The organism is Streptomyces sp. NPDC088923 (assembly GCF_044749745.1).
Taxonomy (GTDB): Bacteria; Actinomycetota; Actinomycetes; order Streptomycetales; family Streptomycetaceae; genus Streptomyces.
In genome coordinates this window covers 294139-308114 of sequence record NZ_JBIVIO010000004.1, presented here as the reverse complement: position 1 = coordinate 308114, position 13976 = coordinate 294139, and the positions used below count along the sequence as shown (strand labels likewise).

Annotated in this window: 15 protein-coding genes; 12 read left to right on the top strand and 3 right to left on the bottom strand. The window is 74.2% G+C overall.

What is annotated here, in order from left to right; all coding sequences use genetic code 11:
- The first annotated feature begins 62 nt into the window (after nucleotides 1–62).
- Nucleotides 63–1406 (top strand): FAD-binding protein, encoded by a 1344-nt coding sequence (locus tag ACIP4O_RS19325; protein ID WP_401575878.1) that lies wholly within the window; start codon nucleotides 63–65, stop codon nucleotides 1404–1406.
- A gap of 51 nt (nucleotides 1407–1457) precedes the next feature.
- On the opposite strand, the gene ACIP4O_RS19320 is transcribed toward ACIP4O_RS19325, so the two are convergent.
- Together ACIP4O_RS19320 and ACIP4O_RS19315 are read right to left on the bottom strand one after the other, a co-directional pair.
- The gene (locus ACIP4O_RS19320; RefSeq protein WP_401575876.1) at nucleotides 1458–2165 is read right to left on the bottom strand and encodes a helix-turn-helix domain-containing protein; all 708 of its coding nucleotides are present in this window, start codon (nucleotides 2163–2165) and stop codon (nucleotides 1458–1460) included.
- 105 nt (nucleotides 2166–2270) lie between these two features.
- Nucleotides 2271–3641 (bottom strand): YhjD/YihY/BrkB family envelope integrity protein, encoded by a 1371-nt coding sequence (locus tag ACIP4O_RS19315; protein ID WP_401575874.1) that lies wholly within the window; start codon nucleotides 3639–3641, stop codon nucleotides 2271–2273.
- Between ACIP4O_RS19315 and ACIP4O_RS19310 the strand changes: the two genes are divergently transcribed.
- From ACIP4O_RS19310 to ACIP4O_RS19300, 3 genes are all read left to right on the top strand, one after another.
- Nucleotides 3635–5281 carry an acyl-CoA dehydrogenase family protein gene (locus ACIP4O_RS19310; protein ID WP_401575872.1) on the top strand — a complete coding sequence of 549 codons (1647 nt, stop codon included), beginning with the start codon at nucleotides 3635–3637 and terminating at the stop codon, nucleotides 5279–5281. The two genes, ACIP4O_RS19315 and ACIP4O_RS19310, sit on opposite strands and share 7 nt — an antisense overlap.
- Nucleotides 5282–5589: 308 nt before the next feature.
- Entirely contained in the window at nucleotides 5590–6834 is a 1245-nt protein-coding gene (locus tag ACIP4O_RS19305; protein WP_401575871.1) for a GAF domain-containing protein, read from the top strand.
- The gene (locus tag ACIP4O_RS19300) at nucleotides 6831–7370 is read left to right on the top strand and encodes a GNAT family N-acetyltransferase (protein ID WP_401575869.1); all 540 of its coding nucleotides are present in this window, start codon (nucleotides 6831–6833) and stop codon (nucleotides 7368–7370) included. The genes ACIP4O_RS19305 and ACIP4O_RS19300 overlap by 4 nt, the downstream gene beginning before the upstream one ends.
- Nucleotide 7371: 1 nt before the next feature.
- Here ACIP4O_RS19300 and ACIP4O_RS19295 read toward each other — a convergent pair whose 3' ends face one another.
- Nucleotides 7372–7713 (bottom strand): hypothetical protein, encoded by a 342-nt coding sequence (locus ACIP4O_RS19295; protein WP_401575867.1) that lies wholly within the window; start codon nucleotides 7711–7713, stop codon nucleotides 7372–7374.
- A 149-nt stretch (nucleotides 7714–7862) separates the two neighbouring features.
- Between ACIP4O_RS19295 and ACIP4O_RS19290 the strand changes: the two genes are divergently transcribed.
- The 8 genes from ACIP4O_RS19290 (at nucleotide 7863) to ACIP4O_RS19255 (ending at nucleotide 13944) form a co-directional block, all read left to right on the top strand.
- Nucleotides 7863–7946: a putative leader peptide gene (locus tag ACIP4O_RS19290; protein ID WP_311607211.1), complete on the top strand. Its 84-nt coding sequence runs from the start codon at nucleotides 7863–7865 to the stop codon at nucleotides 7944–7946.
- Nucleotides 7947–8118: 172 nt separating this feature from the next.
- Entirely contained in the window at nucleotides 8119–9810 is a 1692-nt protein-coding gene (locus ACIP4O_RS19285) for a nitrite/sulfite reductase (protein WP_401575865.1), read from the top strand.
- Nucleotides 9807–10097 carry a hypothetical protein gene (locus ACIP4O_RS19280; RefSeq protein ID WP_401576265.1) on the top strand — a complete coding sequence of 97 codons (291 nt, stop codon included), beginning with the start codon at nucleotides 9807–9809 and terminating at the stop codon, nucleotides 10095–10097. Before ACIP4O_RS19285 ends, ACIP4O_RS19280 begins: the two co-directional genes overlap by 4 nt.
- Nucleotides 10094–10822, top strand: a complete 729-nt coding sequence (locus tag ACIP4O_RS19275; RefSeq protein ID WP_401575863.1) for a phosphoadenylyl-sulfate reductase — start codon at nucleotides 10094–10096, stop codon at nucleotides 10820–10822. Before ACIP4O_RS19280 ends, ACIP4O_RS19275 begins: the two co-directional genes overlap by 4 nt.
- Nucleotides 10823–10947: 125 nt before the next feature.
- Nucleotides 10948–11481 carry an adenylyl-sulfate kinase gene (gene cysC, locus ACIP4O_RS19270; protein WP_401575861.1) on the top strand — a complete coding sequence of 178 codons (534 nt, stop codon included), beginning with the start codon at nucleotides 10948–10950 and terminating at the stop codon, nucleotides 11479–11481.
- Nucleotides 11478–12416: a sulfate adenylyltransferase subunit CysD gene (gene cysD, locus ACIP4O_RS19265; RefSeq protein WP_361321636.1), complete on the top strand. Its 939-nt coding sequence runs from the start codon at nucleotides 11478–11480 to the stop codon at nucleotides 12414–12416. Before cysC ends, cysD begins: the two co-directional genes overlap by 4 nt.
- Before the next feature lie 2 nt (nucleotides 12417–12418).
- Nucleotides 12419–13753 (top strand): sulfate adenylyltransferase subunit 1, encoded by a 1335-nt coding sequence (locus ACIP4O_RS19260; protein ID WP_401575860.1) that lies wholly within the window; start codon nucleotides 12419–12421, stop codon nucleotides 13751–13753.
- Nucleotides 13753–13944 (top strand): hypothetical protein, encoded by a 192-nt coding sequence (locus tag ACIP4O_RS19255; RefSeq protein WP_401575858.1) that lies wholly within the window; start codon nucleotides 13753–13755, stop codon nucleotides 13942–13944. The genes ACIP4O_RS19260 and ACIP4O_RS19255 overlap by 1 nt, the downstream gene beginning before the upstream one ends.
- The last annotated feature ends 32 nt before the right edge of the window (nucleotides 13945–13976 follow it).

Genomic DNA, 13976 nt, shown 5'->3' with positions numbered 1-13976 from the left:
GTCGGCAAGGTACCGCGCGCGGAAGCGGCCGGAGCGTCGCACACCCCTGGTGAGATGATCCGATGATGAACAGCGAGACCTCCGCCGCACCCTCCGCGGTGCCCCCCGTCGCGTCCTCGCCCGAAGCCGTTCCGGCCGGCACCGTTCCCGGCCCGGTGCGCAACTGGGCGGGCAACCAGACCTTTCGTGCCGGTGTGCTGCACCGCCCCGCCTCGACCGAGGCGCTCGCCGCGCTCGTGGCGGGCGCGGGCGAGCGGCGCGTACGGGTCCTGGGGAGCGGGCACTCCTTCAACCGGATCGCGGACGTGGACGCCCCGGACGACCTGCTCGTCTCGCTCGGCGCGCTCGATCCGCTCGTCGAGGTGGACCGGGCGGCCCGGACGGTACGCGTCGGGGCGGGCGTGCGGTACGCGGAGCTGGCCCGGGTCCTGGACGCGCACGGGCTCGCGCTGCCGACGATGGCCTCGCTGCCGCACATCTCGGTGGCGGGTTCGGTCGCCACGGGCACCCACGGTTCGGGCGACGCGGTGGGCTCGCTCGCGACGCAGGTACGGTCCCTGGAACTCCTCACGGCGGACGGGGACGTACGGGTCCTGAGCCGCGGGGCGGACGGGGAGCGGTTCGCCGGGGTGGTCGTCGCGCTCGGGGCGCTCGGAGTCGTGACGGCGCTGACGCTCGACGCCGTACCGGCCTTCCGTGTGCGACAGGACGTCTTCACGGGCCTCGGTCTCGACACGGTCGCCGCGCACTTCGACGCGATCACCGGCGCGGCGCACAGCGTGAGCCTCTTCACGGACTGGAAGGAGCCGCGCTTCGGGCAGGTGTGGCTCAAGCACACCGGTCCCGGCGCGCCGGACTTCCCGTGGGCGGCGCCCGCGACGGAGCCGGTCCACCCGGTACCGGGCATGGACGCGACGGCGTGCACGCCGCAGCTCGGCGCGGTCGGCCCCTGGCACGAGCGGCTGCCGCACTTCCGCCCCGAGTTCACGCCGAGCAACGGCGCGGAGATCCAGTCCGAGTACCTCGTGGCGCGGGCGGACGCGGTGGCCGCGCTGCGCGCGGTGGCGTCGGTGCGGGAGCGGTTCGCGCCCGTGCTCCAGATCAGCGAGGTGCGGACGGTCGCCGCCGACGACCTGTGGCTGAGCCCGGCGTACGGGCGGGACACGGTGGCGCTGCACTTCACGTGGGTGCCCGACGCGGAGCGCGTGCGGGCGGCGTGCGGGGTCCTTGAGGCGGCCCTCGCGCCGTTCGCTCCCCGGCCGCACTGGGGGAAGGTGAGCACGGTGCCCGCGCGTGAGCTGCGCGGGCGGTGGGAGCGGATGGACGACTTCGGGGACCTGGCGCGGGAGTTCGACCCCCGGGGGCGGTTCGCGAACGAGGTGGTACGGGGGCTCCTGGGCCGGTAGCGCGGGGGCTGCCCCGCCCGTGGCAGGTGGCTCGCCCCGCCGACAGGGGGTTCACCCCCTGCGTACCGCCCTCAGCTCCCGGGGCGTCAGTCCCGTCAGCGCTCTCAGCTCGCGGGTCAGGTGGGGCTGGTCGGCGTAGCCCGCCTCCACCGCCGTGGTGGCCAGGGGGACGCCCGCGTCCAGGAGGGGCAGGGTGCGCTGGAGGCGCAGGACGCGGGCGAGGGTGCGGGGGCCGTAACCGAAGGCGGCGAGGGCCGCGCGGTGCAGGCGGCGGGGTGAGGCGCCGCTCGCGCGGGCCGTTTCGGTGAGGGGGCGGGCGGCGTGGGCCGCCGCGAGGAGGACGGGGGCGAGCGGGTCGGGCGGTGTGCCGGTGAGGAGCGGGAGCGCGGCGGTCTCCAGGGCACGGCCGGGGGGCGTGCCGGAGGCGAGCGCCGCGGTGAGGGCGTCGTGCGGGCGGCTCACGCGGCGGGCGGGCCAGACCTCGGCGAGGGGCACGCGGAGGCCGAGCAGCGCGCGGGCCGGGACGCCGAGCAGGGCGGGCGCGGTCCCCGGGGCGAAGCGGTAACCGGCCCAGTGCCCGGGGCCCGCGCCCGGGGGCTGCGCGCGCTCGTCGGGACCGGCGAGCAGCAACCCGTGCTCCTCGCTCCACAGCAGGTCCATGCAGCCGTCGGGCAGGACGGGAGCACGCGCGGAACCGGTGGGGGTGCTGACCCAGATCCAGCCGCCGGGGCGGAGGGCCGGGCGTTCGCGGAAGGTCATACGCGCCTCTCACCGTACGGCCGTGCCTCTCGGCCGGTGGCCGTGTCTGGACCGCCGTCGTACCGCTCGGCCGACCGCCCCACCACTCGGCCGCCGCCCTACCGCTCAGCCGCCCCGCGGCCACCCGCCGCCCTCGTCCTCGTGCCCTCCGCCGCCCCGGTGCTGGCCGCCGCCGGAGACGTAGCCGGGGTCGCTCTCGTAAGGCGGTTCGCTCTCGTAGGGCGGCTCGCCCGGCGGGGCCTGGGTGGGGTCGGCGCCGGGCGGGGCCGCGGGGCTCGCGCCGCTGCGGCCCGTACCCGTACCGGCGCCCGCGTCGGCGCGCTTGGCGTGCTTGCCGGGGCGGCGTTTGACGTGGGCGCGCAGTCGCGAGGAGACGTCCTCGGGGGGCAGGAAACCGGCCCAGCGCTCCGGGTACTCGCTGGGCATGTCGGGGTCGCCCGGTTCGCCGTGCCCGGCGCGCTCGGCGGCGTAGCGGGCCATGGCCCCCACCGCTTCGGCCTCGCGGGCCCGCTCGTTCGCCTCGCGCGCGGCAGAGGTCGCGACGGAGGGCCAGACGCGGTCGATCGCGGCGTTCATGGCGGCGCCGACGAGCACCGCGAAGGCCGAGACGCCGATCCACAGGAGCACGGCGACGGGCGCGGCGAGCGAGCCGTAGATCGTGGGGCCCTCGATCGTGGACGTGAGGTAGATGCGCAGCGCGAAGCTGCACACGAACCACATGGCGAGGGCGACGAAGGAGCCCGGCACATCCTCGATCCACGGCGAGCGGACGGGGACGGAGACGTGGTAGAGCGTCGTGAGGAAGACGACGCACAGGATGATGACCACCGGCCAGTACAGGATCTGCACCGCGGTGCCGCTCCACGGCAGCACGTGCACGACGGTGTCGGGCCCGGCGACCATGAGCGGCAGCGCGATGGAGCAGACGAGCAGGCCGACGATGAAGAGGCCGAAGGAGAGCAGGCGCGTCGCGACGATGCCGCGCACGCCGTCGAGCCCGTACATGACGGTGATGGTGTCGATGAAGACGTTGACGGCGCGCGAGCCCGACCACAGCGCGAAGACGAAGCCGATCGAGATGACGTCGGGGCGACCGCGCGTGACGTCTTCGAAGATCGGTTCGGCGATGTCGTGGACGCCCTGGTCGGACAGGACGGTGCGGGACGCGTCGAGGAAGTGCTGCTCGAACCCGGCGATCGTGTCGGCGCCCGTCCACGCGTCCACGTAGCCGAGGAGGCCGACGAGGCACAGGAGCAGCGGCGGCACGGAGAGCAGCGTGAAGAACGCGGCCTCGGCGGCGAGGCCGAGGATGCGGTACTCCATGCAGGAGTTGACGGTGTCCTTCACGAGCAACCAGGCGGTGCGACGCTTGGACACATTGCGATAAAGCGCCCGGACGCGGCGGAGACGACCCGGTCTCCTCCGCGTAGCTGTTTCTTTTGCCTGGTGCACGTCCTTACCGTATCCGTATGGCATCGCGCACCCACACAGTGACCAACCAGCCCCCGCCCCTGGTGGGGTACGACGTCTTCGGCGCCGACCGGGCGCTGAGCGAGGCCGTGGAACGCCACCTCGATCCGGAGCTGCTGCCCGGGGCGCTGACCGAGCTGAGCGAGCTGGGGCGGGCAGCGGGGTCGGCGCAGGCGCAGGAGTGGGGGGCGCAGGCGAACGAGAATCCGCCGAAACTGCGCACTCATGACCGTTTCGGTCACCGGATCGACGAGGTCGAGTTCCATCCGGCGTGGCACCGGCTGCTCGGGCACGCGGTCTCGGCGGGGCTCACGGGCGCGTGGACGCGGCCCGGCGGACACGTACGGCGGGCGGCGGGGTTCCTGACGTGGACGCAGGCGGAGGCGGGCCACGGCTGCCCGCTGTCGATGACGCACGCGGCGGTCCCGGCGCTGCGCGCGCAGCCGGACCTCGCGGCCGAGTGGGAGCCGCTGCTGACCTCGCGGGTGTACGACGAGGGGCTGCGGCCCGCGGGCGAGAAGGCGGGCGCGCTCTTCGGGATGGGCATGACGGAGAAGCAGGGCGGCAGCGACGTACGCGCCAATACGACGCGCGCGGTGCCGCTCGCCGAGGACGGCGCCTTCGAACTGACCGGGCACAAGTGGTTCTGCTCGGCGCCGATGTCGGACGGGTTCCTCGTGCTCGGGCAGGCGCCGGGCGGGCTGAGCTGCTTCCTCGTCCCGCGGGTGCTCGCGGACGGGGAGCGGAACGTCTTCGCGATCCAGCGGCTCAAGGACAAGCTCGGCAACCGCTCGAACGCGTCGAGCGAGGTCGAGTTCGACGGGACGTGGGCGCGGCTCGTGGGCGAGGAGGGGCGCGGGGTGCGGACCATCATCGAGATGGTCTCGGCGACGCGCCTGGACTGCGCGCTGGGCTCGGCGGCGCTCATGCGGCAGGCGGTGGCGCAGGCGATCCACCACGCCACGTACCGCGAGGCGTTCGGCGGGGTGCTCGTCGACAAGCCGCTCATGCGCAATGTCCTGGCGGATCTCGCGCTGGAGTCGGAGGCGGCGACGACGCTCGCGCTGCGGCTCGCCGCCGCCTGCGACGCGGCGGGCGCGGGCGACGAGCGGGAGCGGGCGCTGCTCCGGCTCGCGGTGCCCGTCGCGAAGTACTGGGTGACGAAGCGGTGCACGCCCGTGGTCGCCGAGGCCCTCGAATGCCTGGGCGGCAACGGGTACGTGGAGGAGTCGGGCCTGCCGCGGCTGCTGCGCGAGTCGCCGCTCAACTCGCTGTGGGAGGGCTCGGGGAACGTGCAGGCGCTCGACGTGCTGCGCGCGCTCCAGCGCGAGCCGGGCGCGCTCGACGCCTTCCTCGGTGAACTCGGGGCGGCGCGCGGCGCGGACCACCGCCTGGACGCGGCGGTGAAGCAGCTCTTCCAGGAGCTGGCCGACCTGGAGGGCGTCGAGGCGCGGGCCCGGCGCCTCGTGGAGCGCATGGCGCTCGTCCTGCAGGGCTCGCTCCTGGTCCGTTTCGCCCCGTCGGAGGTCGCGGACGCCTTCTGCGCCTCGCGCCTGGGCGGCGACTGGGGCACGGCCCTCGGCACGCTGCCGCACACGGCGCCGACGGGCGCGATCGTGGAGCGGGCGGGGGTGGCGCTGGGGTAGCGCTCCGCGAGGCGGCAACCGGGCGGTTGCCCGGTCGCGCCCCGAGGGGAACGCCTCCGGGTACGCGGCGGGGTGGTGCCGCGCCGACACGGCACCACCCCGGTTCGCGGCCCCGAAAGGCGCGGGCACCCTCGCGGGTGCCGCAGTCAGCATCGCGCGGGAGGGGGCCGGCGCGCGAGAGTTGCAGAAGGTTGCACCCGGCATGGCCGATTCGCGGCGCGGGTGGCGCCGGGGGCAGCAGGATGGGTACGCAGCGCCGGCACCCACCGGGGGAGCCGGTACCGACGAGAACCCTCCGGGAGCCGCCCGTGCCGCGCACGCAGCCTCCGTCCCCGCCCGCCGCCGGGCCGCGGGACGAGGGGGCGCCGCCGCGCCCCGTCATCGACGCGTCCTGGCGCCGGGTCAGCCGGGACGGCGTCGTCCCCGGTCAGGGCACCGAGAGCGAACGACTGGACCGCGAGGTCCTGGAGGGGCGGCGGCGTACGTCGGCGCTGCGCGAGGTGCTGCCGGAACTGGGACGAGGGCTCGCGGGAACCGCGCAGTCGGCGGGGCAGGTGATGATCGTCGCGGACGCCGAGGGGCGGGTCCTGTGGCGCTCCGGGGACCGCAGGACGCTGCGGCTCGCGAACGCCATCTCGCTCGCCGAGGGCGCCGCGTGGGAGGAACGGGCGACGGGCACCAACGCGATCGGCACGGCGCTCGCGACGGGGACGGCGGTGCAGGTGCACGGCGGGGAGCACTTCGTACGGGTGCTGCACCGGTGGACGTGCGCGGCCGCGCCGCTCCACGATCCGCGCGACGGGCGACTGCTCGGGGTCGTGGACCTGAGCGGGCCCCGCTCGACGTTCCACCCCGCCGCGCTCGCGCTCGTCCAGTCGGTGACCCGGCTCGCCGAGTCGGAACTGCGGTTGCGGCACCTGGAGTCGGTGGAGGTGCTGCGCGCGGTCGCCGCGCCGATCCTGAGCCGGATCGGCGGGGCCGCGCTCGCCGTGGACCCGCAGGGCTGGGTCGCGGGCGCCACGGGCCTGACGCCACCGCGCCGCCTGCCGCTGCCCGTGGCGCCGGGGGACAGCGTCGACCTGCCGGGGCTCGGCCCGTGCGCGGTCGAGCCGCTGCCGGGCGGCTGGTTGCTGCGGGTCCGCGAGGAGACTCCGCAGGACGGCACCGCACCGGGCCGTATCGTCCTCGACCTCACGGGCGGGCGCCGGGCCGTGCTCACGGTCGCCGGCGGCGAGGGAGGAGGCTGGTCCGCGCGGCTGAGCCCGCGGCACGCCGAGATCCTGTACGTGCTCGCCGTGCACCGCGAGGGCCGCACGGCGGCGCAGCTCGCGCTCGACCTCTTCGGCGACGCGGACCGGACGGTGACGGTACGCGCCGAGCTCTCCCGGCTGCGGCGGACGCTGCACGGGGTCCTCGACCACCGCCCGTACCGCTTCAGGGACGGCTGGGAGACGGAGCTGCTGCTGCCGGGCGGGCCGGGCGACCTGCTCCCGGCCTCGCGGTCGCCGCTGGTGGTCAGGGGCCGGGGAGCGTGTGATTCCCTGAGCCCATGAGCACCGTCGACGTCACCACCTGGTACCTGGAACAGACCTCGCCCGCCGACGCCGGGCCGCCCGTGCCCGCGCCCGAGGGCGTGCGGGTCGAGTGCGCGGAGATCCTCTCGCCCGAGCTGAGCCGCTTCCTCTACACGGCGGTGGGCCAGGACGTGAGCTGGACCGACCGCCTGGACTGGGACGTGCTCCGCTGGACGAAGGAGCTGGAGGGGACGCGGACCTGGATCGCGTACGAGCGCGGCACCCCGGCCGGCTACGCCGAGCTGGCCCCGCGCGAGGACGGCTCGGCGGAAATCGTCTACTTCGGCCTGCTCCCCGCTTTCCGGGGCCGCCGCATCGGCGCCCACCTGCTCTCCTGCGCGACAGCCCGCGCCTGGGAGCTGACCACCACCCGCGTCTGGCTCCACACCTGCAGCAAGGACGGCCCCCACGCGAAGGCGAACTACGAACGAAGGGGGTTCAGGGTGTACCGCACGGAGGTGGAGGAGGAAGCGGAGACGCGGACGCCGGGACCGTGGCCGGGCGCGCTCGGCTGAGTCAGTCGCGCGCGACGCGCACTCCGCCCGGCGTCGCGTCGTCGTCGGCCCCGTCGGGCTCGGCCGCGTACCCCGCGGCGCGGAGGATGCCGGTGATCGCGACGTCCATGTGCCGCCCGACCTCGGCGTCGAGGCGCGAGCGTTCCAAGGGGCTCCGTACGCCGTCCCGCACACTGCCGTACCGCCCCGTGCTCCAGTCGACGTGAACGACGCGTTCCCGGTCGCCGCCGTCCACACCGACCGACGCCCCCGCCCCGGGCCCCGCCCCGTCCAGGCTCGCGGGAAGCCCTGCCAGGACCAGCTCCCGGCACACCTCCGCGGCGAGAACCCACCGCGCGGCCATCAATCCAGCCCCTCCGGCGCTTGAGGAGCGGGGACCGGGGCGGAGCCCCGCGAGGCCCGCCCCGCCCCGGTGTCCACATCGCGACACGTCTGCGTCCACTCCGTGGACAATGGTGGACTCCCCCAATCCCCCCGTGCCACGCTTCCGCCATGTCTTCCGCTGGAATCGCCTTGGTAAGTCGACGGCACGTCGATCTCTGCCGCATGTCCAGCGCCATCTGTCGGGCGCGCTGACGGCACCAACGCCCCGTCGCCCACCGCCCGTTCACCCCGAGGCTCCCTCCTCCGCCCGCGCAGCGCCGCGCCCGGTTTCCGCAGGCCCGAGCCGCCGCCTGCCCGCACGCCGCCCCGCGCCGCGCCCCCGCCCTGCCGCGCGCAGCGCCCCGCCCCCGAAGGACGTACCGCCATGGCCGACGCCCCGACGCCCCCCGCCGCCTCCCGCCGCAAGGCGAGCCGTCACCGTGGTGAAGGCCAGTGGGCGGTAGGTCACTTCACCCCGCTCAACGGCAACGAGCAGTTCAAGAAGGACGACGACGGTCTCAACGTACGGACACGTATTGAGACGATCTACTCGAAGGCCGGTTTCGACTCGATCGACCCCAACGACCTGCGCGGCCGCATGCGCTGGTGGGGCCTGTACACGCAGCGGCGGCCCGGGATCGACGGCGGCAAGACGGCGGTCCTGGAGCCGGAGGAGCTGGACGACGAGTACTTCATGCTGCGCGTCCGCATCGACGGTGGGCGGCTGACGACCGCGCAACTCCGTGTGATCGGCGAGATCTCGCAGGAGTTCGCGCGCGGCACGGCCGACCTCACCGACCGGCAGAACGTGCAGTTCCACTGGATCAGGATCGAGGACGTCCCGGAGATCTGGCGGCGCCTGGAGGGCGTCGGGCTCTCGACGACGGAGGCCTGCGGCGACACCCCGCGCGTCGTGCTCGGCTCACCGGTCGCGGGGATCGCCGAGGACGAGATCATCGACGGCACGCCCGCGATCGAGGAGATCCAGCGCCGGGTCATCGGGAACCCCGAATTCTCCAACCTGCCACGGAAGTTCAAGACGGCGATCTCCGGTTCGCCGCTGCTCGACGTGGCACACGAGATCAACGACGTCGCCTTCGTCGGTGTCGAACACCCGCAGTACGGGCCCGGGTTCGACCTGTGGGTGGGCGGCGGGCTCTCCACCAATCCCAAGCTCGGTGTGCGGCTGGGGGCTTGGGTACCGCTCGACGAGGTCGCGGACGTGCATGTGGGTGTCCTCTCGATCTTCCGCGACTACGGCTACCGGCGGCTGCGCAACCGCGCGCGCCTGAAGTTCCTCGTCGCCGACTGGGGCGCCGAGAAGTTCCGCCAGGTCCTGGAGGACGAGTACCTGCTCCGCAAGCTCGTCGACGGCCCCGCCCCCGCCGAGCCGGTCGCGCGCTGGCGCGACCACGTCGGCGTGCACCGGCAGAAGGACGGCCGCTTCTATGTGGGTTTCGCGCCGCGCGTCGGCCGCGTGGACGGCACCCTGCTCAGCAAGATCGCGGACCTCGCGGCGGAGCACGGCTCCGACCGGCTCCGTACGACCGTCGAGCAGAAGATGCTCGTGCTCGACGTGCCCGAGGAGCGGGTCGGCTCGCTCGTCGCGGGCCTGGAGGCCCTGGACTTCCAGGTGACACCTTCGCCGTTCCGGCGCGGCACGATGGCGTGCACCGGGATCGAGTTCTGCAAGCTCGCGATCGTCGAGACGAAGGCGCGGGGCGCCGCGCTCATCGACGAACTGGAGCGACGCCTGCCGGAGTTCGACGAACCGCTCACCATCAACATCAACGGCTGCCCCAACGCCTGCGCCCGCATCCAGGTCGCCGACATCGGCCTCAAGGGGCAGTTGGTGCTGGACGACGAGGGGCGGCAGGTCGAGGGCTTCCAGGTCCACTTGGGCGGGGCGCTCGGTCTGGAGGCCGGGTTCGGGCGCAAGGTGCGCGGGCTGAAGGTGACGGCGGAGGAACTGCCCGACTACGTGGAGCGCGTGCTGCGCCGCTACCTTCAGGCGCGCGAGGACGGCGAGCGCTTCGCCGCCTGGGCGAGCCGCGCCCCGCAGGAGGCCCTGTCGTGAGCCGGGCGAGCGGCGGCACGCAGCGCGCGGTCCCCTTCTACTGCCCCTACTGCGGCGACGAGGACCTGCGTCCGGGCGAGGAGGGGCACGGTACGTGGGAGTGCGCGGCCTGCAACCGCGCCTTCCGCCTCGGCTTCCTGGGCCTGCTCGCCCGCGGCTTCGCCCGCGAGGCCGCCCCCACGCACGAGGAGGCGCCCATGCACGAGGAGGCGCCCGCGCACACCGCGGCGCACCACCCCCGTACCACCACCGAAGGCGACAACGGCGAAGGGGAGAACAGGACATGAGCCACCCCGGCATACCCGCCACGGACCCCGGCACCCTCACGGACGACGCACTGCGCGCGCTCGCCGAACAGGCGGGCCGCGACCTCGAAGACGCCGACGCGCTCGACATCCTGCGCTGGGCGACCAGCACATTCGGGGACCGCTTCTGCGTCACATCCTCGATGGAGGACGCGGTCGTCGCGCACCTCGCCTCGCGGGCGCGCCCCGGCGTGGACGTCGTCTTCCTCGACACCGGCTACCACTTCCCCGAGACGATCGGCACGCGCGACGCCGTCGAGGCCGTCATGGACGTCCGCGTCCTGACCCTCACGCCACGCCGGTCCGTCGCGGAGCAGGACGCCGAGTACGGGCCCAAGCTCCACGACCGCGATCCCGACCTGTGCTGCGCTCTGCGCAAGGTCGCCCCGCTCGCCGAGGGGCTCTCGAACTACCGCGCCTGGGCGACGGGTCTGCGCCGCGACGAGTCACCGACCCGCGCGCACACGCCCGTTGTCGGCTGGGACGAGAAGCGCCGCAAGGTGAAGGTCTCGCCCATCGCCCGCTGGACGCAGGACGACGTGGACGCGTACGTGGCCGAACACGGCGTGCTGACCAACCCGTTACTGATGGACGGTTACGGCTCGGTGGGCTGCGCGCCCTGCACCCGCAGGCTGCTCGCGGGCGAGGACGCGCGCGCGGGCCGTTGGGCCGGGCGGGCGAAGACCGAGTGCGGGCTGCACGGCTGAGCACTGGCCCGTACGGGCGGAGGGCACGTACAGCGCGTACGGGCGCACGGCAGGCACGTAGGCACCGAGCGGGACGACGAAGCGAGACGCCCGGAGGGACGACCGGGCACGAGGAGGGGTACGAGGTGACGGGAGCGACCGTCTGGCTCACGGGCCTGCCGAGCGCGGGCAAGACCACGATCGCCTACGCGCTGGCCGAACGGCTGCGCGGCGAGGGCCGCGGGGCGGAGGTGCTCGACGGGGACGAGATCCGCGAATTCCTCTCGGCGGGGCTGGGGTTCACCCGCGCCGACCGGGACACGAACGTGCGGCGGATCGGCTTCGTCGCCGAACTCCTCGCCTCGCACGGCGTGCTGGCGCTCGTACCGGTCATCGCGCCGTACGCGGACAGCCGCGAGGCGGTGCGCAAGCGGCACCAGGCCGAGGGCACCCCGTACCTGGAGGTGCACGTGGCCACGCCCGTCGAGGTGTGCGCCGAGCGCGACGTGAAGGGGCTGTACGCCAAGCAGGCGGCCGGGGAACTGACGGGACTCACCGGGGTCGACGACCCCTACGAGGCACCCGCGGCGCCGGACCTGCGGATCGAGTCGCACACGCAGCCGGTCGCCGATTCGGCCGCCGCGCTGTACGCGCTGCTCACTCAGAGGGGACTGGTATGACGACGACGGCGACGACCGCGGGGAGCGGCACCGAGAGCCCGTTCGCGCTGAGCCACCTGGACGTGCTCGAATCCGAGGCGGTGCACATCTTCCGGGAGGTGGCGGGCGAGTTCGAGCGCCCGGTGATCCTCTTCTCGGGCGGCAAGGACTCCATCGTGATGCTGCACCTGGCGCTCAAGGCGTTCGCGCCCGCGCCGGTGCCCTTCGCGCTCCTGCACGTCGACACGGGGCACAACTTCCCCGAGGTGCTCGCCTACCGGGACCGCGTGGTCGCGGAGCACGGGCTGCGGCTGCACGTCGCCTCCGTGCAGGAGTACATCGACAACGGGACGCTGCGCGAGCGCCCGGACGGCACCCGCAACCCGCTCCAGACCGTGCCGCTCACGGAGGCCATCCGTAAGCGGCGGTTCGACGCCGTGTTCGGCGGGGGCCGGCGCGACGAGGAGAAGGCGCGCGCGAAGGAGCGCGTCTTCTCGCTGCGCGACGAGTTCTCGCAGTGGGACCCGCGCCGCCAGCGCCCCGAGTTGTGGCAGCTCTACAACGGGCGGCACGCGCCGGGCGAGCACGTCCGGGTCTTCCCGCTCTCCAACTGGACCGAGCTGGACGTGTGGCAGTACATCGCCCGCGAGTCCATCGCACTGCCGGAGATCTACTTCGCGCACGAGCGGGACGTGTTCTCGCGCAGCGGGATGTGGCTCACGGCCGGCGAGTGGGGCGGCCCGAAGGAGGACGAGCCGGTCGAGCGGCGGCTCGTGCGCTACCGCACGGTCGGCGACATGTCGTGCACGGGGGCCGTCGACTCGGACGCGACGACGCTGGACGCCGTCATCGCGGAGATCGCCGCCTCGCGGCTCACCGAGCGCGGCGCGACCCGCGCCGACGACAAGCTCTCGGAGGCCGCCATGGAGGACCGCAAGCGCGAGGGGTATTTCTAGCCATGACCACGACTCTCGACACCAGCGCCACGACGCTTCTCCGTTTCGCGACCGCCGGTTCCGTCGACGACGGCAAGTCCACGCTCGTCGGTCGGCTCCTGCACGACTCCAAGTCGGTCCTGACCGATCAGCTCGAAGCCGTCGAGCGGGCCTCGCAGAGCCGGGGCCGTTCGGGGCCCGACCTCGCGCTGCTCACGGACGGGCTGCGCGCCGAACGCGAGCAGGGCATCACGATCGATGTCGCCTACCGCTACTTCGCGACCCCGCGCCGCCGCTTCATCCTCGCGGACACGCCGGGGCACGTGCAGTACACGCGGAACATGGTGACGGGCGCGTCCACGGCGGAACTCGCCGTCGTCCTCGTCGACGCGCGCAACGGCGTCGTCGAGCAGACCCGCAGGCACGCGGCGGTCGCGGCGCTCCTGCGCGTGCCGCACGTCGTCCTCGCGGTCAACAAGATGGACCTCGTGGAGTACGCGGAGCCCGTGTTCGCCGCGATCGCCGAGGAGTTCACGGCGTACGCGACGCGCCTCGGCGTCCCGGAGGTGACCGCGATCCCGATCTCCGCGCTCGCCGGGGACAACGTCGTGGAGCCCTCGGCGCGCATGGACTGGTACGGCGGCCCGACTGTCCTCGAACACCTGGAGACGGTCCCGGTCAGCCACGACCTCACCGGCTGCCCGGCCCGTTTCCCGGTGCAGTACGTGATCCGCCCGCAGTCCGCCGAGCACCCCGACTACCGCGGTTACGCGGGCCAGGTGGCCTCCGGGGCGCTGCGGGTCGGGCAGCGCGTGGCCGTGCTGCCCTCGGGCCGTACGAGCACGATCGCGGGGATCGACGCGCTCGGCCAGGAGGTCGACATCGCCTGGGCCCCGCAGTCGGTGACCGTGCGGCTCACCGACGATCTCGACGTCTCGCGCGGCGACTTGATCGCCCCGGCCGACGAACTCCCGGCGGTGACGCGGGACGTGACGGCTACGGTGTGCCATGTCGCGGACACACCGCTGACGGTGGGGCATCGCGTGCTGCTCAAGCACACGACCCGCACCGTCAAGGCGATCGTCAAGGAGATCCCCTCGCGGCTCTCGCTCGACGACCTCGCGCAGCACCCCGAGCCGGGGCGCCTCGTCGCCAACGACATCGGCCGCGTCGTGGTGCGCACCGCGGACCCGCTCGCGCTCGACGACTACGCGGGCTCGCGCCGTACGGGCTCCTTCCTCCTCGTCGACCCCGCGGACGGCACGACGCTCGCCGCGGGGATGGCGGGCGAGGCGTTCGGCGGGAACGCCGGCCCCGAGGTCCCCGTGGCGGCGGACGACGAGGGCTGGGACTTCTGATGACTTCGCAGGGAGCGGTGGCGGTACGGGGCACGGGCGGCACACGCGCCGCCGCGTCGCGTGCCGCCGCGGCGTCCGGGGGCGGCGGCGCCGTGCTCAGGGACGCGTACAGCGGGTTCGCCAAGGAGGGCGGCCGGGTGGGCAGCGGCGCCTTGGGCGCCGGGACCGGGGGTGTCGCGCGATGTGTGTGAACCGCGGCCCGCGCCGTCCCCGGGGGAGCGCC